Source organism: Haemophilus sp. HN_Hi08 (assembly GCF_049824455.1).
Classification (GTDB): domain Bacteria; phylum Pseudomonadota; class Gammaproteobacteria; order Enterobacterales; family Pasteurellaceae; genus Haemophilus; species Haemophilus influenzae_D.
Genome location: NZ_CP187493.1, coordinates 277,958 through 303,707, shown reverse-complemented (window position 1 = coordinate 303,707; position 25,750 = coordinate 277,958). Strand labels below are relative to the sequence as shown.

The following is a 25,750-nucleotide window of genomic DNA, read 5'->3' as shown; positions in this document are numbered from 1 at the left end:
ATTGTTACAGCGGATTCACTAACTGTTTTTTCTGCTGTTCTTTACCAGCTAAAAGATGTACAAGTACCGTTTTTTCTTCATTAGTGAGACCCTCAGTTCGTTCTTTGGCAATAAGCATTTCAATATCGCGCTCAATAGCTTGAATATTTAAGCGACGGTAATTTTGTGAAAATGCGTTGATTATATCGGATTCGTCTAATAAATGATCCCAAGTTGCCAGTATTTCAAGGGGATTACTGTAAGATGTATTGCGGAAGTATTCCAAAATTTGCCCCGTAGTAATGCCCTCTCGTTGGCGACAAAGTGCGGTCAATTTTTCCAGAATTTCAAACCCTGCTTCCGCACGTAATGCTTGCACGCCACTTTCAGACATACGTTTTACTAATTCAGGATTTTGCAGAAGCAATGAAATGACCATTCGCATTGGTGTCTTTTTGATCTTATTATTAGCGACTTTTTGTTGTGTATTGGCTTGTTCTAATTGTTTTGGAATAAGATTTTCCAGCTGAGTTTGATCAAAAATCCCAAGTTTTTGAGCAAGCATATTGCGTAGCGATAAGCGAAGCATTTCTCCAGGAATTTGGCGAATTAACGGCGCAGCTAGCGCAACTAATTTTCCGCGCCCTTCTTTAGTGGAAAAATCAACCTGAGGACTTAAATGTGCAAACATAAACTCGCTTAAAGATTGCGCACTTTCGATATATTCTTCAAATTTTTCTTTGCCGTATTGACGAATGTAAGTATCAGGATCTTCTCCTTCTGGCAAGAAAATAAATTTGAGTTGTCTGCCATCTTCTAAATAAGGCAACGCATTTTCTAACGCTCGCCACGCTGCATCACGCCCAGCACGGTCGCCATCGTAACAACAAACCACTTGTTCGGTCGAACGAAAAATAAGTTGAATTTGTTCTGATGTCGTGGACGTACCTAAAGAAGCGACCGCATAATCCACGCCAAATTGTGCTAATGCCACCACATCCATATAACCTTCAACAACCAGTAATTGTTTTGGTTCATCGTTGGCTTGTAAGGTTTCATACAAACCATAAAGCTCGTTACCTTTATGATAAGTAATGGTTTCTGGCGAATTCAGATATTTCGGTTTTTCATCCGTTAATACTCGTCCACCAAAAGCCACTGTACGACCACGTTTATCGCGAATCGGGAACATTATGCGATTGCGGAATTTATCGTAAATATTGCCACGATCATTGCGAGAAAGCATACCTAACTCAATGAGTTTTTGTTGTTCTTCACGATTAACGCCAAATTTACGCAGTACAGTATCCATTGCATTCGGCACAAACCCAATTTGAAAACGCTTAATAATTTCAGCTGAAAGCCCGCGTTGTTGTAAATATTCTTGTGCTTGCGTATTTAATGGTAATTGGTTTTGATAAAACTTGGCAATCTCTTGCATTAATTCATAGAGATTTCGTTTGGTTTGATAATTAGCTAGAGGTTTTCCACTGTTATTAGCGCGTTTTTCGTAAGGTACTTCAAGTCCTGCCATTGCTGCAAGTTCTTCAATAGCTTCGACAAATTCAAGTTTGTCATAATCCATTAAAAAGGAAATGGCATTACCGTGTGCGCCACAGCCGAAGCAATGATAAAACTGTTTCTTTTGGCTAACTGTGAAGGATGGAGTTTTTTCGTGGTGAAAAGGGCAGCAGGCTTGATAATCGCGGCCAGCTTTTTTTAGTTTTACGCGCGTGTTAATCACATCGACAATATCGGATTTTGTTAGTAAATCATCAATAAAGGGGCGTGGAATAGAACCTTTCATTGTCGAGCCTCCGTGATCGTGGTGTGAAAGTGCGGTCGTTTTTGGCGTAGATTTTTGTTGTGCTTAAAGTAACAAAACCGTGAGTCCAAAGGATTCACGGTTTGTCTTAACTCGAGTCAGAAAATACTATAAATTAGTATAAACGGGTATTGCGCGCGTTTTCGCGAGCGTTGCGTTTTGCGTGACGTTTTGCAAGTGTTGCATTTTCACGTTTACGAATTGTAGTTGGTTTTTCGTAAAATTCGCGAGCGCGTACTTCAGCTAAGATTCCCGCTTTTTCGCAAGAGCGTTTGAAACGACGTAAAGCTACGTCAAATGATTCGTTTTCACGTACTTTAATTACAGGCATAAGCCAATCACCTCAATGAGTTTAATTTAATTGCAATTTAAAATTCTATTTTTGCCAAAGCACCTGTGTGCAAATGACAAATTTAATAAAGGATGCAATTCTAATCTACTTTTAGGCAAAAAGTAAAGGATAGAATGCCAATTCACCTTAATATTTGTGGTTTCAACTGGTTAAAACCGCTTAAACAGGGTAAAATCGCGCAACATTTTAGGTAATAAATGAAGAAAATCAATGAAAATATTAGGCATTGAAACCTCCTGCGATGAAACGGGCGTGGCAATTTATGATGAAGAAAAAGGGTTAATTGCTAATCAACTTTATACTCAAATTGCCCTGCACGTTGATTATGGTGGCGTTGTACCCGAATTGGCGTCACGCGATCATATCCGTAAAACAGCGCCTCTTATTAAGGCAGCATTAGAAGAAGCCAATTTAACCGCGAGAGATATTGATGGTGTTGCTTATACGAGTGGGCCCGGTTTGGTTGGTGCATTGCTTGTAGGCGCAACTATCGCACGTTCTTTAGCTTATGCGTGGAATGTCCCTGCGATTGGTGTTCATCATATGGAAGGGCATTTACTTGCGCCAATGCTTGATAAAAATTCGCCGCACTTTCCTTTTGTTGCTTTATTGGTATCGGGTGGTCATACTCAATTGGTACGTGTAGATGGCGTAGGAAAATATGAAGTGATTGGCGAATCCATTGATGATGCTGCTGGCGAAGCCTTTGATAAAACAGCAAAATTACTTGGATTAGATTATCCAGGCGGCGCAGCACTTTCTCGTTTAGCAGAAAAAGGTGCGCCAAATCGTTTCACATTTCCACGTCCAATGACAGATCGAGCAGGTCTTGATTTTAGTTTTTCTGGTTTAAAAACCTTTGCTGCGAATACGATTAATCAAGCGATTAAAAACGAGGGCAAACTGACAGAACAAACAAAAGCAGATATTGCTTATGCTTTCCAAGATGCAGTGGTGGACACACTTGCCATTAAATGTAAACGTGCATTGAAAGAAACCGGCTATAAACGTTTAGTGATTGCGGGGGGAGTGAGTGCAAATAAAAAACTCCGAGAAAGCCTTGCGCACTTAATGCAAAATTTAGGTGGAGAAGTGTTTTATCCTCAACCTCAATTTTGTACAGATAATGGCGCAATGATTGCTTACACAGGTTTTTTACGTTTAAAAAAAGGTCAGCATAGCGATCTGGCTATTGATGTTAAGCCTCGTTGGGCAATGACGGAATTAGAAGCGATTTAATGTTTATGTTTTATCGTGGGTAGGTATATCCACAGCTAATTATAGTAATAAACTTATCTTTTGGAGAACAATCACTTTATCCCAAAGGGATAACACTGAAATGAACCTAGGGTATACCTACCCTAGGTATGAAGGAAAAAAATGGCAAAACTCTACTTTTATTACTCCACAATGAACGCTGGAAAATCAACGACGTTGCTACAATCTTCCTATAATTATCGTGAGCGTGATATGAATACATTAGTTTATACGGCTGCGATTGATGATCGTTTTGGCGTGGGGAAAGTCACATCGCGTATTGGTATTTCGCAAGATGCCTTTTTATTTCGCTCGGAAACCAATTTGTTTGATGAAATCAATGAACACATAAAAAAAGAAAAAGTACATTGCGTGCTGGTGGATGAAGCGCAATTTCTTAGCAAACAACAAGTTTACCAGTTGAGTGATGTTGTTGATAAATTCAAAATCCCTGTGCTTTGTTATGGCTTGCGAACAGATTTCCAAGCGGAACTTTTTGAAGGAAGTAAATATTTACTGGCTTGGGCGGATCAACTCGAAGAATTAAAAACAATTTGTTATTGTGGCCGCAAGGCTAACTTTGTTTTGCGCTTAAATGATCAAGGTGAGGTCATTAAAGAAGGTGCGCAAATTCAAATTGGGGGCAATGACTCTTACCTTTCTGTTTGCCGTTTACACTATAAAGAAAAGTGCGGACAGATTTAAATTAGTTTTTAAACACAACATTATAAGGACAATTTTATGCTAAAAAACAAAACATTTGGGAGTGCGCTGATTATTGCAGGCACAACCATTGGTGCAGGTATGCTTGCTATGCCGCTTACATCAGCGGGCATGGGTTTTGGTTACACCGTGTTATTGCTCGTTGGCTTGTGGGCTTTGTTGGTTTACAGTGGATTGTTGTTTGTGGAAGTGTATCAAACAGCGGATCAGTTGGATGACGGTGTCGCAACCCTCGCTGAAAAATATTTTGGCGTTTCGGGACGAATTTTAGCAACGTTGAGTTTGTTAATTTTACTTTATGCGCTTTCTGCTGCATATATTACTGGTGGTGGCTCTTTGCTTTCAGGCTTGCCAACGGCTTTTGGAATGGACGCAATCTCACTTAAAACTGCGATTATTATTTTTACGGTGGTATTAGGTTCTTTTGTGGTTGTAGGAACAAAAGGCGTGGATGGCTTAACTCGCGTGTTATTTATTGGTAAGTTAATTGCCTTTGCTTTTGTGCTATTTATGATGCTTCCAAAAGTAGCAACAGATAATTTAATGGCATTGCCTTTGGATTATGCTTTTGTGGTTTCTGCTGCACCAATATTTTTTACCTCTTTCGGTTTCCACGTCATTATGGCGAGTGTAAATAGCTACTTAGGTGGAAGTGTTGATAAATTTCGTCGTGCCATTTTGATTGGTACTGCGATTCCATTAGCTGCTTACCTTGTATGGCAGTTAGCAACCCACGGTGTATTAAGCCAAAGCGAATTTGTGAGAATTTTAAAAGCCGATCCAACCCTAAATGGCTTAGTGAATGCAACACGTGAAATCACAGGTTCGCATTTTATGGGAGAGGTTGTGCGTGCGTTTTCATCACTTGCACTGATCACTTCTTTCTTAGGCGTAATGCTTGGTGTATTTGAGGGATTGGGGGATTTATTCAAGCGTTATCATTTGCCAAATAATCGCTTTGTATTAACCATTGCAGCATTTTTACCGCCACTTGTGTTTGCATTGTTTTATCCTGAAGGATTTATTACAGCATTAAGTTACGCAGGTTTATTGTGTGCGTTCTATTGCTTAATTTTACCAATTGGTTTGGCGTGGCGTACACGTATTGAAAATCCAACATTATCATATCGTGTTGTTGGCGGTAATTTTGCTTTGGTGATTGCGTTATTGATTGGCATCGTGATTATGATTATTCCATTTTTAATTCAATGGGGATATTTACCAGCCGTAGCGGGATAATATTTGATTTTTCCCTAGAGAAAACACTTTTCTCCCTCTGTTTGCAGGGGAGCTTCCGAAGGTTGAGGGGATATATAGAAAGCCCCCTTCCGCCCTTCGGGCACCTTCCCCCACAAGTAGGGGAAGGCAAGTTATTTTCTACAACTTATCGGAATGATGAATCATTACAAAGCGTTCCCAAAGCTGTTCTTCGGTTTCTTGATGTGCAGGGTCGGGCTTAATGCAGTTAGTGATTGGGCAAACTTTTTGGCAGGTTGGCGTGTCGTAGTGGCCGACACATTCCGTACAAAGTACAGGATCGATCACATAAATTTCATCGCCAATGGAAATGGCTTCGTTTGGGCATTCAGGCAAGCACATATCGCAGTTGGTACATTTGCTAGTGATGAGTAATGCCATTGTGATCCTTAATAGAAGTTGAAAGCGGCGAATTATAGCTGACAAAAACTTGATTGACAAAAACTAAACAAAATTTATGAAAAAACTTACTTCCATTCTTTCTCTTATTATCCTTGTTGTATTAGCAATTTGGCAATATTTTACTGATCCAACCAAAGCTAAACATCAATCGTCTTCTCCCGTAATCGAACAGGCTAAGCAAACAAAAGCACCTGAACCTAAATTAGAGCCTCAATTTGAGACAAAGCGGACAGATATTGAAAAAAGTGCGGTAAAAAATCCAGATGTTTTTGCAAACTATGATGTGATTATGCGCAATGATCATATTGGGCAAAATGCAAAGGCACCAGTCGATTATTATATGTTGGCATTATCTTGGTCGCCTGGATTTTGTGATATTCAGCGTGAAAAATATGGCGATCAGTTGCCTGCATCCTCCCAATATCAATGTGGAAATAACCGCACTTTTGGTTGGGTTGTACATGGATTATGGCCCCAAAATGCAAATGCTCGCGTTGTTTCAGATCATCCTCGTTTTTGCAAAGGCGATTTACTTGCTTTGCCAAAAGGTTTATTAGCACAATATTTGGCAATTTCTCCGAGCGAGCAATTATTGCAAGGCGAGTGGGAAAAACACGGTAGTTGTGCTTTTGATTCTGCCCAGCAATATTTTGCTAAGGAGCAGGAATTATTTAACGCATTAAAATTACCGAATCAAAAATTAAGCCGTAATGAACTTTTTGGTTGGATGAAACAACATAATCCACAATTAAAAAATGCGTATTTGAAGGCAAGTCGAAATGAATTATTTATTTGTTATGATAAAAAATGGCAGGTAATGAATTGCCAAAGCAAATAAGAATTTCTTTGATCTAAATCGTTACAACCTAGCACGAAGTAGGTATAATACGAAAAGTTTTCAATTTTAATTTTAACTTAACAAGAGGATAGATTATGTCAGTAATCAAAATGACCGATTTAGATTTAGCGGGTAAACGTGTATTTATCCGTGCAGATCTTAATGTGCCAGTAAAAGATGGCAAAGTGACCTCAGATGCGCGTATTCGTGCGACCATTCCCACTTTAAAATTAGCCTTAGAAAAAGGCGCAAAAGTGATGGTAACTTCTCACTTAGGTCGTCCAACTGAAGGAGAATTCAAACCAGAAGATTCTTTACAGCCAGTTGTTGATTACTTAAAAAACGCAGGCTTCAATGTGCGTTTAGAACAAGATTATTTAAACGGCGTAGAGGTTAAAGAAGGCGAAATCGTTGTTTTAGAAAACGTACGCGTAAACAAAGGCGAAAAGAAAAACGATCCTGAATTAGGTAAAAAATATGCCGCGCTTTGTGACGTATTTGTAATGGATGCGTTTGGTACTGCACACCGTGCTCAAGCTTCCACTTACGGCGTTGCAGAATTTGCACCAATTGCTTGTGCAGGCCCATTATTAGCTGCTGAATTAGATGCATTAGGTAAAGCATTAAAAGAACCTGCTCGTCCAATGGTGGCTATTGTTGGTGGTTCTAAAGTTTCAACTAAATTAGAAGTATTAAATTCTCTTTCAAAAATCGCTGACCAAATTATTGTGGGCGGTGGTATTGCAAATACTTTCATTGCGGCAGCAGGCCATAATGTAGGTAAATCTTTATATGAAGCTGATTTAATCCCAGTTGCGAAAGAATTAGCAGAAAGCACTGATATTCCTGTGCCAGTTGATGTTCGTGTAGGTTTAGAGTTCTCTGAAACGGCAGCAGCAACAGAAAAAGCGGTAAATGAAGTGAAAGATGATGAATCTATTTTTGATATTGGCGATAAATCAGCAGAACAATTGGCTGAAATTATCAAAAATGCAAAAACTGTTTTATGGAATGGCCCAGTTGGCGTGTTTGAGTTCCCTAACTTCCGTAAAGGGACTGAAATTATTTCTCACGCCATTGCAAACAGCGATGCATTCTCTATCGCTGGTGGCGGAGATACCTTAGCGGCTATTGATTTATTCGGTATTGCTGACAAGATCTCTTACATTTCAACGGGTGGCGGTGCGTTCTTAGAATTTGTAGAAGGCAAAGTATTACCTGCAGTAGAGATTCTTGAAAAACGTGCGAAAAACTAACCGCACTTTTCCTCTATAACATATTGATGGTGGCATCAAAAATGCCATCATCAATACAAATTCTTCAAATTGCGGGCTTGTCTCGCTAAACATAAAAAAGGAAACACAAGTATGGCTAAATTATTAGATATCGTGAAACCCGGTGTTGTAACAGGCGAAGATGTGCAAAAAGTTTTTGCTTATGCAAAAGAGCATAACTTTGCTATTCCTGCGGTAAACTGTGTGGGTTCTGACTCTGTTAATGCTGTGTTAGAAACTGCTGCTCGCGTAAAAGCGCCAGTGATTATTCAATTCTCAAATGGTGGCGCAGCTTTCTATGCAGGTAAAGGTATCAAACCAACGAGTGGTACTCGTCCTGATGTACTTGGTGCAATCGCTGGTGCGAAACAGGTTCATACTTTAGCGAAAGAATACGGTGTGCCTGTTATTCTTCATACTGATCACGCAGCGAAAAAATTATTACCTTGGATCGACGGTTTATTAGATGCAGGCGAAAAACATTTCGCAGAAACCGGTCGTCCACTTTTCTCTTCACATATGATCGATTTATCTGAAGAGCCAATGGAAGAAAATATGGCGATTTGCCGTGAATATCTTGCGCGTATGGATAAAATGGGGATGACCCTTGAAATCGAAATTGGTATTACTGGTGGAGAAGAAGATGGCGTAGATAATTCTGATGTTGATGAATCACGTTTATATACACAACCCTCTGACGTACTTTATGTTTATGACCAATTACGCCCAGTAAGCCCTAACTTTACCGTTGCTGCAGCATTCGGTAACGTACACGGTGTTTACAAACCAGGTAACGTAAAATTAAAACCATCTATTTTAGGTGCATCACAAGAGTTCGTTGCGAAAGAACGCAATCTTCCTGCGAAACCAATTAATTTCGTATTCCACGGTGGTTCTGGTTCTAGCCGCGAAGAAATCCGCGAAGCAATTGGCTACGGTGCAATCAAAATGAACATTGATACTGATACGCAATGGGCGTCTTGGAATGGTATTTTGAACTTCTACAAAGCAAATGAAGCATATCTTCAAGGTCAATTAGGTAATCCTGAAGGCCCAGATGCACCAAACAAAAAATATTACGACCCACGTGTTTGGTTACGTAAAATGGAAGAATCTATGTCTAAACGCTTAGAACAATCTTTCGAAGACTTAAACTGTGTTGATGTTTTATAATCTACAAAAATAACATAAAATACGACCGCACTTTATTAGTGCGGTTTTTTATTTTAGCGGAGAAATTATGGAAAAGATCTTAGTTATTCGTAACGATAAATTAGGCGATTTTATGCAAGCATGGCCTGCTTTTGCAATGTTGAAGTTATCAAATCCTTCTTTAAAATTAACCGCACTTGTGCCGAGTTACACTGCACCTCTAGCGGAAGTTTGTCCGTTTATTGATGATGTTATTATTGATAGCAAAAAAAATGATAAAACGGATTTCAATCGTCTTGTGCAGGAAATCAAAGCGCAGCAGTTTGATGGAATGATTAGTTTCTTTTCTAATACCCATAATGGAAAACTTGCTTGGAAAAGTGGGATTAAATATCGCCTTGCACCTGCGACTAAATGGGTTCAAATTCTCTATAATCACCGCTTAACACAACGCCGTTCTCGTTCTGAAAAATCGGAGGCTGAATACAATCAAGACTTAGTTCGGGCTTTTTTGCAAAAGCATAATATGTCAATTGTTGAACCTAAACCGCCTTATTTAACTTTCGGGAAAAGTGCGGTGGAAAATCAGCGTGTTTTCTTGCAAGAGAGTTTAGGGCTTTCCGCAAATAAAAAATGGATCTTTGTGCATAGTGGTTCCGGTGGTTCAGCAACGAATCTTTCTTTAGCGCAATATGCGGATTTAATTAAAGGCTTATTGGCTGAATTTGATTGCAATGTTGTGCTGACAGCAGGGCCTGGCGAAAGTGAAAACGCCCATAAATTGGCAGCTCTTGTGAATGATTTACGCGTAGTTGTTTACGATAAGAATAAAGGTTTAGTGGATTTTGCTCATTCTTTGGCTTGTGCGGATTTATTTATTGCAGGTTCTACAGGCCCATTGCATTTAAGTAGCGCTTTTAATATTCCGACCATTGGGTTTTATCCAAATAGCCGTTCTTCTCAGCCGAGACGTTGGAAGCCTATTAATGATGCAGATAAGCATCTTGCATTTTGCCCACCTGCGGGAAAAGAGACTCAAATGAATTTAGAGTTAATTTCAATAGACAATGCGTTAGCTGAAATATCACTTTTCATACGGAATATGTGGCAAACGAGCAATAATATTTAAGAAGAATTGAACAACGCTGCCTATGCTAGTGGCGAAAAGGACAGTACCCAAGCCAACGACACCTCCAAGTAAAAAACCAAGTAAACAAACCGAGATTTCAAGGCTTGAGCGTACCACGTTGATGCTTAAATGAAAACGTTGGCAAATACCAACCATTAATCCGTCTCGAGGGCCTGCGCCTAAGTGACAAGTGAGATATAAGGCAGTTCCAAAACCATAGAGTAATATACCGATCAGACAGAAGATCATTCGTGAAAAAAGTGCGGTTGGCGGCGTCAGTATTTTTGTTGTGATCCCTAGAAATAGAGCAATAATGATAATATTTAATAATGTCCCAAGCCCAAGGCGTAATTTGAGTGGTTTCCATACCAACATTACTGCGCAACTAATTAAAAAAGATGACCAGCCAATGTCAAAATTTGTCTGTATTGCTATACCTTGTGAAAGTACAGTCCAAGGTGTCGATCCTAAACCTGATAATACAATAAGCCCATCTCCAATACCTAAAATAGAAAGAGCAAAAAGTAAGATTGAAATGGTTTTATATTGCACTGTCCATAATGATGTGGCTGCCCAAGATGTGTGGGGGATAACGCGTGCTTTTTTCTTCATATTTATTACCTTTTATGTTCCGTTTTATCATAAAAGGAAAGACGCAAAAACAGAAATAATTTTGTCAGTTCATTTATATCAAAAACATATTATTTATTTTGAGTAACCGTTTGCATAATGTTTATTTTCTAAAACTGTGATCTTCCTCACGTTTTCAAAATTGTCTATTTTGTTACCATTGCGTACAATACAAAACCATTTTTAAAGGGGACGTTATGTTAGCTTCACTTCAAGATATTCTCGATACGGTTAAAGCCAATAATCTGACTTATCATCAAAAATTAATGACATTAGGCAATATTGCTGAGCGTTTATTTGATCCTCGCGATTTGCTTGGCTATACCGATGAAGAATGGAGCTTTTTACAGAATCAGATGATTTGTGATTTATGTGAAGGTTACGCGATTTATCGCCCTCGCTATATCCTGCCTGATTATAATGTATATATCCAAAAAGGCTGCGAATTTTTAGAGCTGCCGCCACCAAAAGATCTTGATGAGGCACTTGATGGATTATTGATTCTTTACTCCCACGTGCCATCCATTACAACTTATCCTGTTTATGTTGGTCGTCTTGATGTATTGCTCGAACCGTTCATTACTGATGAAGAAAAAGACTACATCAAAATTAAACGTTTCTTAAATCATATCGACAAAACTGTGCCTGATTCATTCTGTCATGCCAATATTGGACCTTATGATACGAAAGCGGGTCGCTTGATTTTACGCGCGGTGATTGAGCTTGAAGCGCCAACACCGAATATGACTATTCGTTATGATAAATCCAAAACGAGCCGTGAGTTTGCTGAACTTGCAGCAAAAGCCTGTTTATTAGTTTCTAAACCATCTTTTGCGAACGATGCTTACTATATTTCCGATCTTGGTGAAGAATATGGCGTAGCAAGTTGCTATAACGCACTGCCTGAATGTGGCGGTGCTTATACATTAACGCGTTTACGTCTAGGGACAATTGCTCGCACCTGTAAAAGTGCGGATGAAATGGTAAACGAATTATTACCACGTGTGGCAAAATGTGCTCTTTCGACGATGGATAAACGCCATAAGTTTGTAGTGGAAGAAAGTAATTTCTTTAACAGTTCATTCCTCGAAAAAGAAGGCTTTATCAAACGTACTAATTTTACGGGGATGTTCGCAATTGTAGGCTTGGCTGATGCCACAAATCACTTATTGCAATGTGAAGGCTTAAATGAAACCTTTGGTAAGAGCGTTCGTGGCGATGACATTGCCACAGCGATTATGGATAAATTGAAAGAAATTACTGATGCGCACGAAGGAGTTTATGCCGAACGCACTGGCAATCGTTATTTATTACACGCACAAGTGGGCGCAAGCAACCACGAAGAAGACAAACGCAACGCACCAGCGCATCGTATTCGTGTAGGCGAAGAACCGACTTTACTTGCGCATTTGAAACAGTCTGCACCGTTCCATAAATATTTCCCATCTGGTACAGGGGATTTATTCGCCTTTGATCAAACCTATGTAGATCACTGCGATGCGGTGGTAGATATTATTGATGGTGCATTTTCCTTAGGTTATCGCTACATTACCACCTATTTGAAAAATACAGATTTAATTCGTGTTACAGGTTATTTAGTGAAGAAAAGCGAAGTTGAAAAATATCGCAAAGGCGAAGTCGCATTACGCGATACAACTTGGTATGGCTCGGGTACGGATGAATGTGCCAACGTGTTTGATCGCCAATTACGCGATGAGAAAGATGTCATTGCTGAAAAATAATTGAAAAAATGACTGCACTTTCTGAGATTTTTGTGCCGTTGCATCGGATTATTCCGTTTTCAAATGTAGAAGGGCAAGGCAATCGTACCAGTATTTTTTTACAAGGCTGTAAACTAAATTGCTTGTATTGCCATAATCCAGAAACCATTCCACGTTATACGGAAAGTGCAAAATTAGTCAGTTTACAGTACTTATGTGATCAAGTGATGGAAGCTACGCCCTTTATTCGAGGTGTAACGGTTTCTGGTGGAGAACCCACTATTCATCACAAAAAACTTGTGCCACTCTTTAAGGCTTTACGTTCAAAAGGATTGACTTGTTATTTGGATAGTAGTGGCTTTTTTGAATTTGATCGTATTCGTTCGTTAATAGATGTTACTGACAAATTTTTATTCGATCTGAAAGGAGAGGGGGTTGGCTTGCAAACACTTTGTTTCGATCGGAAAAATCAAGCAGGAATCGTACCACAGCAAGTGATGCCAGAACGTTTACATATAAAAAACGACAAACTGGAGCGGAATTTGCAAAATTTAGCTACCTTATTGCCATTAAATAAAGTGGAAGAAGTGCGGTTGGTTTTTTTGAAGCATTTTTTTGATGCGGAACATTTAGTGAGCAAAGTTGCTCAACTACTACGAAATTATCCAGACGTGGCATTAAAAATTATCCGTGTGCATAGTAAAGGTGCGCGTGATGAATCAGGGTTATCAGCATATATTCCAAGTGTGGAAGAAACTAATGCCCTAGCTACTTATGCACGTCAATGTGGAATTAACAAGGTTTTGACTATTTTATAGACGTTTACAAAAAGTGCGGTGAAAATTCGCCGACTTTTCATAAGAAAACAAGTAGAATAAGCCGAATTTTATTAACTTAACTAATCTAGGGGAATCAAAAATGAGTGTGTTAAGCAGCATTTTGGGAATGGTCGTATTAATCGCTATTGCCGTGTTACTGTCCAATAATCGTAAAGCGATTAGTATTCGAACCGTAATGGGGGCGTTAGCAATCCAAGTAGGATTTGCCGCCCTTATTTTATATGTGCCAGCAGGTAAACAGGCGTTGGGTGCCGCTGCGGATATGGTATCTAACGTTATTGCCTATGGTAACGACGGGATTAATTTCGTTTTCGGCGGATTGGCAGATCCAAGTAAACCATCCGGTTTCATTTTTGCAGTGAAAGTATTACCGATTATCGTGTTCTTCTCTGGCTTAATTTCTGTGCTTTACTATCTCGGCATTATGCAAGTCGTGATTAAAGTATTAGGTGGTGCATTGCAAAAAGCATTGGGTACGTCAAAAGCAGAATCAATGTCAGCGGCTGCGAATATTTTTGTTGGTCAAACTGAAGCACCATTAGTTGTTCGCCCTTACATTAAAAATATGACCCAATCTGAATTATTTGCCATTATGGTAGGTGGAACAGCCTCTATTGCGGGTTCAGTAATGGCGGGTTACGCAGGAATGGGCGTGCCATTGACATACTTAATCGCAGCATCATTTATGGCAGCGCCAGCAGGTTTATTATTTGCGAAATTAATGTTCCCACAAACTGAACAATTCACAGATAAACAACCAGAAGACAATGATTCAGAAAAACCAACTAACGTACTTGAAGCAATGGCGGGCGGTGCGATTGCAGGTATGCAACTTGCATTAAACGTAGGTGCAATGTTAATCGCATTTGTTGGTTTAATTGCATTAATTAATGGTATTTTAAGTGGCGTTGGTGGCTGGTTTGGCTACGGCGACTTAACGTTACAATCTATCTTTGGTTTAATTTTCAAACCATTAGCATACTTAATCGGTGTAACAGATGGTGCTGAAGCAGGTATTGCAGGACAAATGATCGGGATGAAATTAGCGGTTAATGAATTTGTGGGTTATCTTGAATTTGCAAAATATTTACAACCAGATTCTGCGATTGTATTAACTGAAAAAACCAAAGCTATTATTACTTTCGCGCTTTGTGGTTTTGCTAACTTCAGCTCAATTGCAATCTTAATCGGTGGTTTAGGTGGTATGGCTCCAAGCCGTCGTAGTGATGTTGCTCGTTTAGGTATCAAAGCCGTTATCGCTGGTACTCTCGCTAACTTAATGAGTGCAACTATTGCTGGTTTATTTATCGGCTTAGGTGCTGCAGCACTTTAATTTATCTTAATCAATTAAAAAGTGCGGTAAAAATGACCGCACTTTATTCATTTTTATTCATTATCAAAAATTAAGGAAAAATTATGACTCCACATATTAACGCGCCTGAAGGTGCATTTGCTGATGTTGTTTTAATGCCTGGCGATCCACTTCGTGCAAAATACATTGCAGAAACTTTTTTACAAGATGTAGTTGAAGTAACGAATGTTCGTAATATGCTTGGTTTTACTGGAACTTACAAAGGTCGTAAAATTTCTATTATGGGACACGGAATGGGGATCCCATCTTGCTCTATTTACGCGAAAGAATTAATTACTGAATATGGCGTGAAAAAAATCATCCGTGTAGGGTCTTGTGGTGCTGTTCGTATGGACGTAAAAGTGCGCGATGTGATTATCGGTTTGGGTGCATGTACTGATTCAAAAGTAAACCGTATTCGTTTCAAAGATAACGACTTTGCAGCTATTGCTGATTTCGATATGGCACAAGCCGCAGTTCAAGCTGCAAAAGCAAAAGGCAAAGCCGTTCGTGTCGGTAACCTATTCTCCGCTGATTTATTCTATACACCTGATGTTGAAATGTTCGATGTAATGGAAAAATACGGCATCTTAGGCGTGGAAATGGAAGCTGCTGGAATTTATGGTGTGGCTGCAGAATATGGTGTGAAAGCATTAACGATTTGTACTGTGTCTGACCATATTCGTACACATGAACAAACCACAGCAGAAGAACGTCAATTAACATTCAATGATATGATTGAAATTGCATTGGATTCAGTATTAATTGGTGATGCACAATAATATCTTCTAGCAGATTTAAGAAGTGCTTGAAAAACAACCGCACTTTTTATATAATCCGCGCCCATTGTGAGCCGTTCGCGGCTCATATTTTTGTGTGGTGCAATGAATTTTGCACTAAAAATTATCGGGGAGCTATTTAATAGCGTTATTACCCAATTAGAGGAAAACTAAAATGGCAAAAAAAGTCCAAGCCTACGTTAAGTTGCAAGTTGCAGCTGGTATGGCAAACCCATCACCACCAGTTGGTCCTGCATTAGGTCAACAAGGTGTGAACATCATGGAATTCTGTAAAGCATTCAACGCTCGTACTGAGAGCTTAGAAAAAGGTTTACCAATTCCAGTTGTTATCACTGTATATGCAGACCGTTCATTTACTTTCGTCACTAAAACTCCACCAGCAGCAGTATTATTGAAAAAAGCTGCAGGTATCAAATCTGGTTCTGGTAAACCGAACAAAGATAAAGTGGGTAAAGTAACTTTAGATCAAGTTCGTCAAATCGCTGAAACTAAAGCAGCAGATATGACTGGCGCGTCTATCGAAACCAAAATGAAATCAATCGCTGGTACTGCTCGTTCAATGGGCTTAGTGGTGGAGGAATAATACGATGGCTAAATTGACTAAAAAAATGAAAGCAATCAAAGCTGGCGTAGATTCTACTAAAGCATACGAAATTAACGAAGCGATTGCGGTATTAAAACAATTCGCAACGGCTAAATTCGTAGAAAGCGTTGATGTTGCAGTAAACTTAGGTATCGATCCTCGTAAATCAGACCAAAACGTTCGTGGTGCAACTGTATTACCACACGGTACTGGTCGTGAAGTACGCGTGGCTGTGTTCACTCAAGGTGCTAACGCAGATGCAGCTAAAGAAGCTGGTGCTGATTTAGTCGGTATGGAAGATTTAGCAGAGCAAATCAAAAAAGGCGAAATGAACTTTGACGTTGTTATCGCTTCTCCTGATGCAATGCGTGTTGTTGGTCAATTAGGTCAAGTATTAGGCCCACGTGGTTTAATGCCAAACCCTAAAGTTGGTACTGTAACTCCAAACGTTGCTGAAGCAGTTAAAAATGCTAAATCTGGTCAGATCCGTTATCGTAATGATAAAAACGGTATCATCCACACCACTATCGGTAAAGCAAACTTCTCTGAAGTTCAATTAAAAGAAAATCTTCAAGCATTATTGGCTGCTTTAAATAAAGCAAAACCAACTACTGCTAAAGGTATTTTCATCAAGAAAGTAAGCATTTCTACCACTATGGGTGCAGGTGTTGCTGTTGATCAAGCTTCTTTATAATTTAAAGAATTGATAGATTTTAAACCGCACTTTTTGAAAGTGCGGTTTTTTTATTTCATAAAATTTATCCATACGTTTTAAACTTGACGAGAAAGCTACATTCATTTAGAATTTACCGCCTTAAAATTAGCAAAGATTTAGATTGATTTTTAATCAATTTTGACCTTTTATTGTTTAATTTAACCGTGTTTTTGATAGAAAGCACATCCATACAATGACAAATTCACCGTTATTTGTCGTTGTTTTGCTCAAGTTGTCGTCCTATGTAATTTGAGTTGTCACCCCACTATAGAAGTAAGGTTCAGAGTGCGGTCATTTTAACGGTCATTCACGTCACAGTTAGTTTGTGGCTAGGTCACTGAACAGTTAGCAGAGGAAAACCAATGGGTTACTCCTATTCTGAAAAAAAACGAATTCGTAAAGATTTCGGTAAACGTCCGCAAGTTTTAAATGTTCCTTATTTATTAACCATTCAGTTAGATTCTTTTGATAAATTTATTCAAAAAGATCCTGAAGGTCAGCAAGGTTTAGAAGCGGCATTTCGTTCTGTATTCCCGATTGTAAGCAATAATGGCTATACAGAATTACAATATGTAGATTATCGTTTAGAAGAACCTGAATTTGATGTACGTGAGTGCCAAATTCGTGGCTCAACTTATGCAGCAGGCTTACGTGTAAAATTACGTTTAGTGAGCTACGATAAAGAATCTTCTTCACGCGCAGTTAAAGATATTAAAGAAAATGAAGTTTATATGGGCGAAATCCCATTAATGACTGATAACGGTACTTTCGTAATTAATGGTACCGAGCGTGTTATCGTTTCACAATTACACCGTAGTCCAGGCGTATTCTTCGATTCTGACAAAGGTAAAACCCATTCTTCAGGTAAAGTGCTTTATAACGCACGTATTATTCCTTACCGTGGTTCTTGGTTAGATTTTGAATTTGATCCAAAAGATAACTTATTTGCACGTATTGACCGTCGCCGTAAATTACCGGCAACAATCATTCTTCGTGCATTAGGTTACACCACTGAAGAAATCTTAAACTTATTCTTTGATAAAATTACCTTTGAAATCGCTGGCGATAAATTGTTAATGACTTTAGTGCCAGAACGTTTACGTGGTGAAACAGCTTCTTTTGATATTGAAGCAAATGGCAAAGTTTATGTTGAACGTGGTCGTCGTATTACCGCACGTCATATCAAAGCATTAGAAAAAGATAATATCTCACAAGTGGTTGTGCCTTCTGAATATATTTTAGGTAAAGTTGCATCTAAAGATTATGTTGATTTAGAGTCTGGCGAAATTATTTGTCCTGCAAATGGCGAAATTTCGTTAGAAACCCTCGCAAAATTAGCACAAGCTGGTTACACCACAATCGAAACTCTATTTACTAACGATTTAGATTACGGTCCATATATTTCTGAAACGCTACGTGTTGATCCAACTTATGATAAAACCAGTGCGCTTTATGAAATCTATCGTATGATGCGCCCTGGCGAGCCACCAACACCAGAATCTTCAGAAGCGTTATTCAATAATTTATTCTTCTCTGCAGAGCGTTATGATTTATCTGCAGTAGGTCGTATGAAATTTAACCGTTCTTTAGCTTTTCCAGAAGGGGAAGGTACGGGTATTTTAAGCAATGAAGATATTATCGCGGTAATGCGTAAATTGATTGACATCCGTAATGGTCGTGGCGAAGTAGACGATATTGACCATTTAGGTAACCGTCGTATCCGTAGCGTGGGCGAAATGGCTGAAAACCAATTCCGTATCGGTTTAGTGCGTGTTGAAAGAGCGGTCAAAGAACGTCTATCTTTAGGCGATTTAGATGCAATCACGCCACAAGACTTAATTAACCCGAAACCGATTTCTGCGGCAGTAAAAGAATTCTTTGGTTCTTCACAGCTTTCGCAATTTATGGATCAAAACAACCCATTGTCAGAAGTGACACACAAACGTCGTATTTCTGCATTAGGTCCGGGTGGTTTAACGCGTGAGCGCGCAGGCTTTGAAGTGCGTGACGTACATAATACTCACTATGGTCGTTTATGTCCGATTGAAACCCCTGAAGGTCCAAACATCGGTTTGATCAACTCACTTTCTGCGTTTGCACGTACTAATGATTATGGTTTCTTAGAAACACCATATCGTAAAGTGGTTGATGGTCAAGTTACTGAAGAAATTGAATATTTATCTGCAATTGATGAAGCAAACTATATCATCGCACAGGCAAACTCAAACTTAGACGAAAATAACCGCTTTACAGATGCATTTGTTACTGCTCGTGGCGAACGTGGCGAATCTGGTTTATATAAACCTGAAGATATTCACTATATGGACGTTTCCACACAACAAGTGGTATCTGTTGCGGCTGCATTAATTCCATTCCTTGAGCATGACGATGCGAACCGTGCGTTGATGGGGGCGAACATGCAACGTCAAGCAGTTCCAACATTACGTGCGGATAAACCATTAGTTGGTACAGGTATGGAAAAACCAATTGCACTTGACTCAGGTGTTGCGGTTGTTGCAAAACGTGGTGGTACCGTTCAGTACGTCGATGCGTCTCGTATCGTGATTAAAGTAAATGAAGATGAAACCATTGCAGGCGAAGCAGGTATTGATATTTATAACTTAATTAAATACACCCGCTCTAACCAAAATACTTGTATTAACCAAATTCCTTGTGTGAATTTAGGCGATCCAATTAATCGTGGCGAAGTATTAGCAGATGGCCCTTCAACTGATTTGGGCGAACTTGCATTGGGTCAAAACATTCGTGTGGCGTTTATGCCTTGGAATGGTTATAACTTTGAAGACTCAATGTTGGTTTCTGAACGTGTTGTTCAACAAGACCGTTTTACTACCATCCACATTCAAGAGTTATCTTGTGTTGCGCGTGATACTAAATTAGGTTCAGAAGAAATTACGGCAGATATTCCAAACGTAGGGGAGTCTGCATTAAGTAAACTTGATGAATCTGGTATCGTTTATGTCGGTGCTGAGGTTAAAGGTGGCGACATCTTAGTAGGTAAAGTAACCCCTAAAGGCGAAACGCAATTAACCCCAGAAGAAAAATTGTTACGTGCAATCTTTGGGGAAAAAGCTTCCGATGTGAAAGATTCTTCATTACGCGTGCCAAATGGTACATCAGGTACGGTTATTGATGTTCAAGTCTTCACTCGTGATGGCGTAGAAAAAGATAAACGTGCATTAGAAATCGAAGAAATGCAACTTCGTGAAGCGAAAAAAGATTTAACTGAAGAGTTAGAGATTTTAGAAGCTGGTTTATTTGCTCGTGTGCGTAATCTTCTTATTTCTAGTGGTGCTGATGCAGCGCAATTAGATAAAGTAGAGCGTACTAAATGGTTAGAACAAACCATTGCAGATGAAGAAAAACAAAATCAATTAGAACAGCTTGCTGAGCAATACGAAGAACTTCGTAAAGAGTTTGAACATAAACTTGAAGTGAAACGTAAGAAAATCATTAAAGGCGATGATCTTGCACCGGGCGTATTAAAAGTGGTTAAAGTTTACCTTGCAGTGAAACGTCAAATCCAACCAGGCGATAAAATGGCGGGTCGTCACGGTAACAAAGGTGTTATCTCGAAAATTAACCCAGTTGAAGATATGCCATACGATGAAAATGGTCAGCCAGTTGAAATCGTATTAAACCCACTGGGCGTACCGTCTCGTATGAACATCGGTCAGATCCTTGAAACTCACTTAGGTTTAGCAGCAAAAGGTATTGGTGATCAAATCAATGCAATGCTTAAACAAAAACAAGAAGTGGAAAAATTACGTAGCTATATCCAAAAAGCATACGATTTATTAGGTAATGGTTCACAAAAAGTGGATTTAAGCACCTTTACTGATGAAGAAGTATTGCGTTTAGCGGGAAATTTACGTAAGGGCTTACCAGTTGCAACGCCAGTGTTCGATGGTGCAGACGAAGCGGAAATTAAAGAGCTATTAAAACTTGGTGGATTACCAACTTCAGGTCAAATTACCCTTTACGATGGTCGTACTGGCGAGAAATTTGAACGTCCAGTAACCGTGGGTTATATGTACATGCTCAAATTGAACCACTTAGTTGATGATAAAATGCACGCTCGTTCAACAGGTTCTTATAGCCTTGTTACACAACAACCATTGGGTGGTAAAGCGCAATTTGGTGGTCAGCGTTTCGGTGAGATGGAGGTATGGGCTCTTGAAGCATATGGTGCAGCCTACACCTTACAAGAAATGCTAACTGTGAAATCCGATGATGTGAATGGTCGTACGAAGATGTATAAAAATATCGTAAGTGGCAACCAACATATGGACCCAGGCACACCAGAATCTTTCAACGTAATTATGAAAGAAATCCGCTCACTTGGTTTAAATATCGAGTTAGATGAAGAGTAATTTCATTCTTGCCTTCCCCTGCTTGCGGGGGAAGGTGCCCAAAGGGCGGAAGGGGGCAATTCCCCCCTCAGCCTGCGGCAGCTCCCCCCGTAAACAGGGGGAGCGAAGAGAAAGAATGACGAAACAATAAATCGCCGAAGTGCGGTCAAAATTCTCCGAGATTTTTTAACCGCACTTTAAACCTTTAACTCCGACAGGAGAACATTTGTGAAAGACTTAGTTAAGTTTTTAAAAGCACAGTCAAAAACCAGTGAAGATTTTGATGTGATTAAAATTGGGTTAGCTTCCCCAGATATGATCCGTTCTTGGTCATTTGGTGAAGTGAAAAAACCTGAAACCATTAACTACCGTACGTTCAAACCTGAACGTGATGGCCTTTTCTGTGCACGTATCTTCGGGCCTGTAAAAGATTACGAATGTTTATGTGGTAAATATAAACGTTTAAAACACCGTGGTGTGATTTGTGAAAAATGTGGTGTTGAAGTTACCCAAACTAAAGTTCGTCGTGAACGTATGGGTCACATTGAACTTGCATCGCCAGTTGCGCATATTTGGTTCTTAAAATCGTTACCATCTCGTATCGGTTTACTTTTAGATATGCCATTGCGTGATATCGAACGTGTACTTTACTTTGAAATGTACATCGTGACCGAACCAGGTATGACGGATTTAGAGCGCGGTCAATTATTAACTGAAGAACAATATCTTGACGCTGAAGATCGTTGGCAAGATGAATTTGAAGCGAAAATGGGTGCTGAAGCCATCCAAGATCTATTAAAAGGTATGGATCTTGAAGCTGAATGTGAAAAATTACGTGAAGAATTACAAGAAACTAACTCTGAAACTAAACGTAAAAAAATCACTAAACGCTTGAAATTATTAGAAGCATTTGTTCAATCTGGTAATAAGCCAGAATGGATGGTTATGACGGTATTGCCAGTTCTTCCACCAGATTTACGTCCATTAGTACCACTTGATGGTGGTCGTTTTGCGACTTCAGATCTGAACGATTTATATCGTCGTGTGATCAACCGTAACAACCGTTTAAAACGTTTATTAGATTTAATTGCACCAGATATTATTGTGCGTAACGAAAAACGTATGTTACAAGAATCTGTTGATGCCTTATTAGATAATGGTCGTCGTGGTCGTGCAATTACGGGCTCTAACCGTCGTCCATTAAAATCATTAGCGGATATGATCAAAGGTAAACAAGGTCGTTTCCGTCAAAATTTATTAGGTAAACGTGTTGATTACTCTGGTCGTTCTGTAATCACTGTAGGTCCATACTTGCACTTACACCAATGTGGTTTACCGAAGAAAATGGCCTTGGAATTATTCCGTCCGTTTATCTATGCGAAATTAGAAAGCCGTGGTTATGCAACGACAATCAAAGCGGCGAAGAAAATGGTTGAGCGTGAAGATGCGATCGTTTGGGATATTCTTGCAGAAGTTATTCGTGAACACCCAATTCTATTGAACCGTGCGCCAACACTTCACCGTTTGGGTATCCAAGCCTTTGAACCAATCTTAATCGAAGGTAAAGCGATTCAATTACACCCACTTGTTTGTGCAGCGTTTAACGCGGACTTCGATGGTGACCAAATGGCGGTACATGTTCCATTAACCCTTGAAGCGCAATTAGAAGCTCGTGCGTTGATGATGTCCACTAACAACGTGCTTTCACCAGCAAACGGTGATCCAATTATCGTTCCATCACAAGACGTGGTATTAGGTCTTTATTATATGACTCGCGAAAAAGTGAACGGTAAAGGCGAAGGTATGTTATTGCAAGATCCTCGCGAAGCTGAAAAAGCATATCGTACAGGCGAAGCAGAATTACATTCTCGCGTGAAAGTGCGTATTACTGAATATGTGAAAAATGAAGCGGGCGAATTTGATGCGAAAATCACGCTAACCGATACAACTATTGGTCGTGCGATTTTATGGATGATTGCACCAAAAGGTATGCCTTATTCATTGTTTAACCAAACATTAGGTAAAAAAGCTATTTCTAAACTGATTAACGAAGCATATCGTCGTTTAGGCTTAAAAGAAGCGGTAATGTTTGCTGACCAAATTATGTATACCGGTTTTGCGTATGCGGCACGTTCTGGTTCATCAGTTGGTATTGATGATATGGAAATTCCAGCGAAGAAATATGAAATTATTTCTGCAGCGGAAGAAGAAGTGGCAGAGATCCAAGAACAATTCCAATCAGGTCTTGTGACTGCAGGCGAACGCTATAATAAAGTAATCGATATTTGGGCTGCGGCGAATGAGCGCGTAGCGAAAGCGATGATGGAAAACTTATCTCAAGAAGAAGTCATCAATTGCGAAGGTAATCCTGAAAAACAAGCATCCTTTAACAGTATCTTTATGATGGCGGATTCTGGTGCGCGTGGTTCTGCAGCGCAGATTCGTCAGTTAGCTGGTATGCGTGGTTTGATGGCACGTCCAGATGGCTCGATCATCGAAACCCCAATTACAGCGAACTTCCGTGAAGGTTTGAACGTATTACAGTACTTTATTTCAACCCACGGTGCGCGTAAAGGTTTGGCGGATACCGCATTAAAAACAGCGAACTCTGGTTACTTAACTCGTCGTTTAGTTGATGTAGCACAAGATTTAGTGATTGTAGAAGATGACTGTGGTACGCACGAAGGCTTAGTAATGACCCCATTAATCGAAGGTGGAGATGAAAAAGTGCCACTTCGTGAATTAGTATTAGGTCGTGTTGCTGCAGAAGATATTTTAAAACCAGGTACAGAAGAAGTATTAATTCCTCGTAACACGTTATTAGATGAAAAACTCTGTGATGTGTTGGATGCAAACTCTGTGGACAGCGTAAAAGTACGTTCTGTTGTAACTTGTAATACTAACTTTGGCGTGTGTGCGAAATGTTACGGTCGTGATCTTGCTCGTGGTCATTTAATTAACCAAGGCGAAGCGGTGGGCGTTATTGCCGCTCAATCTATCGGTGAGCCGGGTACACAGCTAACAATGCGTACGTTCCATATTGGTGGTGCGGCATCTGCGGCAGCGAAAGAATCTAGTGTGCAAATTAAAAACACTGGTACGGTGCATTTAATGAATGCAAAATTCGTCACTAACGATGAAGGAAAACTAGTATTAACTTCTCGTAACACGGAATTAACTATTACCGATGCATTTGGTCGTACTAAAGAACACTATAAAGTGCCTTACGGTGCGGTGTTAAGCAAAGGTGACGGTCAAGATGTAACGGCTGGCGAAACTATCGCAAATTGGGATCCACACACAATGCCAGTTGTCTCTGAAGTATCTGGTTTTGTGAAATTTGTAGACATTATTGATGGATTAACTGTGACTCGTCAAACTGATGAATTAACAGGTTTATCATCAATCGTCGTTCAAGATGTAGGGGAACGTGCAACTGCGGGTAAAGATTTACGTCCAACCATTAAATTAGTTGATGCAAATGGCAACGATATTTTCTTACCTGAAACTGATGTTCTTGCACAATACTTCTTACCGGGTAAAGCAATCGTAAGTTTAGACGATGGCGCAGCAGTGAAAGTAGGGGAACCATTAGCACGTATTCCACAAGAATCTGTGGGTACTAAAGATATTACTGGTGGTCTACCACGCGTTGCGGATTTATTTGAAGCACGTAAACCAAAAGAACCCGCTATCTTGGCTGAAATTTCTGGTATCGTATCTTTCGGTAAAGAAACCAAAGGTAAACGCCGTTTATTAATTACTCCTGTGGAAGGCGAAACTTACGAAGAAATGATTCCAAAATGGCGTCAGCTCAACGTATTTGAAGGCGAAATGGTACAACGTGGCGATGTAATTTCTGATGGTGCTGAAACACCGCACGATATTTTACGTTTACGTGGCGTGCGTGCAGTAACTGAATACATCGTGAACGAAGTACAAGATGTTTACCGCTTACAAGGGGTAAAAATCAACGATAAACATATTGAAGTTATCGTTCGTCAAATGTTACGTAAAGCAGTAATTACCAAAGCTTACGACTCTGAATTCCTAGAAGGGGAACAAGTAGAAGTGGCTCGCGTGAAAATTGTTAATCGCCAACGTGAAGCAGAAGGTAAACCACCAGTTGAATTTGAACGCGAATTATTGGGTATTACTAAAGCGTCACTTGCGACTGAATCCTTTATCTCCGCAGCATCGTTCCAAGAAACCACGCGTGTTCTTACCGAAGCAGCAGTAGCTGGTAAACGCGATGAATTACGTGGCTTGAAAGAGAACGTAATCGTAGGTCGTTTAATCCCAGCAGGTACAGGTTTTGCGTATCATCAAAATCGTCACAAACATCGTTTAGTTGATGATGTCGTAGCAAAATTATCTGAAGAAGATGAAGCTGCTATCGCTGATGAATTTGTCATGACTGCAGATGATGCAAGTGCAAGCTTAGCTGAAATGCTTAATATGGCAGATGATGCGGAATAATTAATTCCCTGTATAAGAAAACCCGAATGAAAGTTCGGGTTTTTTATTTTTATGAAAATGGGTAGAGGTTT

19 protein-coding genes are annotated in these 25,750 nt (G+C 39.6%); 15 read left to right on the top strand and 4 right to left on the bottom strand.

Features of this window, described 5'->3' with window-relative positions; all coding sequences use genetic code 11:
• Positions 1-4: 4 nt before the first annotated feature.
• Together dnaG and rpsU are read right to left on the bottom strand one after the other, a co-directional pair.
• On the bottom strand, positions 5-1,786 hold the full coding sequence (gene dnaG / locus ACPT8O_RS01485) for a DNA primase (protein WP_021034599.1): 1,782 nt from the start codon (positions 1,784-1,786) through the stop codon (positions 5-7).
• A 133-nt stretch (positions 1,787-1,919) separates the two neighbouring features.
• Positions 1,920-2,135 carry a 30S ribosomal protein S21 gene (gene rpsU / locus ACPT8O_RS01480; RefSeq protein WP_005627632.1) on the bottom strand — a complete coding sequence of 72 codons (216 nt, stop codon included), beginning with the start codon at positions 2,133-2,135 and terminating at the stop codon, positions 1,920-1,922.
• Between the two features lie 231 nt (positions 2,136-2,366).
• Between rpsU and tsaD the strand changes: the two genes are divergently transcribed.
• The 3 genes from tsaD to ACPT8O_RS01465 all read left to right on the top strand — a co-directional run bounded on the left by tsaD (position 2,367) and on the right by ACPT8O_RS01465 (position 5,375).
• Positions 2,367-3,395, top strand: coding sequence for a tRNA (adenosine(37)-N6)-threonylcarbamoyltransferase complex transferase subunit TsaD (gene tsaD / locus ACPT8O_RS01475; RefSeq protein WP_021034600.1), 1,029 nt, complete (start codon positions 2,367-2,369; stop codon positions 3,393-3,395).
• 141 nt (positions 3,396-3,536) lie between these two features.
• A complete protein-coding gene (locus ACPT8O_RS01470; RefSeq protein WP_041175263.1) occupies positions 3,537-4,118 on the top strand; it encodes a thymidine kinase in 582 nt (193 codons plus the stop codon).
• A 36-nt stretch (positions 4,119-4,154) separates the two neighbouring features.
• A complete protein-coding gene (locus ACPT8O_RS01465; RefSeq protein ID WP_021034602.1) occupies positions 4,155-5,375 on the top strand; it encodes an aromatic amino acid transport family protein in 1,221 nt (406 codons plus the stop codon).
• A gap of 138 nt (positions 5,376-5,513) precedes the next feature.
• On the opposite strand, the gene ACPT8O_RS01460 is transcribed toward ACPT8O_RS01465, so the two are convergent.
• Positions 5,514-5,774 (bottom strand): YfhL family 4Fe-4S dicluster ferredoxin, encoded by a 261-nt coding sequence (locus tag ACPT8O_RS01460; RefSeq protein WP_041175264.1) that lies wholly within the window; start codon positions 5,772-5,774, stop codon positions 5,514-5,516.
• Between the two features lie 76 nt (positions 5,775-5,850).
• Between ACPT8O_RS01460 and ACPT8O_RS01455 the strand changes: the two genes are divergently transcribed.
• The 4 genes from ACPT8O_RS01455 to ACPT8O_RS01440 all read left to right on the top strand — a co-directional run bounded on the left by ACPT8O_RS01455 (position 5,851) and on the right by ACPT8O_RS01440 (position 10,188).
• On the top strand, positions 5,851-6,633 hold the full coding sequence (locus tag ACPT8O_RS01455) for a ribonuclease T2 family protein (protein WP_021034604.1): 783 nt from the start codon (positions 5,851-5,853) through the stop codon (positions 6,631-6,633).
• Positions 6,634-6,728: 95 nt separating this feature from the next.
• On the top strand, positions 6,729-7,889 hold the full coding sequence (pgk, locus tag ACPT8O_RS01450; RefSeq protein ID WP_021034605.1) for a phosphoglycerate kinase: 1,161 nt from the start codon (positions 6,729-6,731) through the stop codon (positions 7,887-7,889).
• Between the two features lie 111 nt (positions 7,890-8,000).
• Positions 8,001-9,080, top strand: a complete 1,080-nt coding sequence (fbaA, locus tag ACPT8O_RS01445) for a class II fructose-bisphosphate aldolase (protein WP_021034606.1) — start codon at positions 8,001-8,003, stop codon at positions 9,078-9,080.
• A gap of 67 nt (positions 9,081-9,147) precedes the next feature.
• Entirely contained in the window at positions 9,148-10,188 is a 1,041-nt protein-coding gene (locus ACPT8O_RS01440) for a glycosyltransferase family 9 protein (protein ID WP_021034607.1), read from the top strand.
• On the opposite strand, the gene ACPT8O_RS01435 is transcribed toward ACPT8O_RS01440, so the two are convergent.
• A complete protein-coding gene (locus tag ACPT8O_RS01435; protein ID WP_005658016.1) occupies positions 10,144-10,800 on the bottom strand; it encodes a YczE/YyaS/YitT family protein in 657 nt (218 codons plus the stop codon). The two genes, ACPT8O_RS01440 and ACPT8O_RS01435, sit on opposite strands and share 45 nt — an antisense overlap.
• 215 nt (positions 10,801-11,015) lie before the next feature.
• On the opposite strand from ACPT8O_RS01435, the gene ACPT8O_RS01430 reads away from it, so the two are divergent.
• The 8 genes from ACPT8O_RS01430 to rpoC all read left to right on the top strand — a co-directional run bounded on the left by ACPT8O_RS01430 (position 11,016) and on the right by rpoC (position 25,679).
• The gene (locus ACPT8O_RS01430) at positions 11,016-12,560 is read left to right on the top strand and encodes a YjjI family glycine radical enzyme (protein WP_094037826.1); all 1,545 of its coding nucleotides are present in this window, start codon (positions 11,016-11,018) and stop codon (positions 12,558-12,560) included.
• Positions 12,561-12,568: 8 nt separating this feature from the next.
• Complete coding sequence (locus tag ACPT8O_RS01425; protein WP_105872832.1) at positions 12,569-13,357, top strand: 4Fe-4S cluster-binding domain-containing protein; 789 nt, start codon at positions 12,569-12,571, stop codon at positions 13,355-13,357.
• Positions 13,358-13,457: 100 nt separating this feature from the next.
• A complete protein-coding gene (locus ACPT8O_RS01420) occupies positions 13,458-14,711 on the top strand; it encodes a NupC/NupG family nucleoside CNT transporter (protein WP_061725095.1) in 1,254 nt (417 codons plus the stop codon).
• Positions 14,712-14,794: 83 nt separating this feature from the next.
• Entirely contained in the window at positions 14,795-15,511 is a 717-nt protein-coding gene (gene deoD, locus ACPT8O_RS01415) for a purine-nucleoside phosphorylase (protein WP_005651974.1), read from the top strand.
• Positions 15,512-15,683: 172 nt separating this feature from the next.
• Entirely contained in the window at positions 15,684-16,112 is a 429-nt protein-coding gene (gene rplK, locus ACPT8O_RS01410) for a 50S ribosomal protein L11 (RefSeq protein WP_005627653.1), read from the top strand.
• A 4-nt stretch (positions 16,113-16,116) separates the two neighbouring features.
• Positions 16,117-16,806: a 50S ribosomal protein L1 gene (rplA, locus tag ACPT8O_RS01405; protein WP_005649467.1), complete on the top strand. Its 690-nt coding sequence runs from the start codon at positions 16,117-16,119 to the stop codon at positions 16,804-16,806.
• Positions 16,807-17,189: 383 nt separating this feature from the next.
• The gene (rpoB, locus tag ACPT8O_RS01400; protein ID WP_005658026.1) at positions 17,190-21,221 is read left to right on the top strand and encodes a DNA-directed RNA polymerase subunit beta; all 4,032 of its coding nucleotides are present in this window, start codon (positions 17,190-17,192) and stop codon (positions 21,219-21,221) included.
• A 207-nt stretch (positions 21,222-21,428) separates the two neighbouring features.
• Positions 21,429-25,679 carry a DNA-directed RNA polymerase subunit beta' gene (gene rpoC, locus ACPT8O_RS01395; RefSeq protein WP_021034610.1) on the top strand — a complete coding sequence of 1,417 codons (4,251 nt, stop codon included), beginning with the start codon at positions 21,429-21,431 and terminating at the stop codon, positions 25,677-25,679.
• The last annotated feature ends 71 nt before the right edge of the window (positions 25,680-25,750 follow it).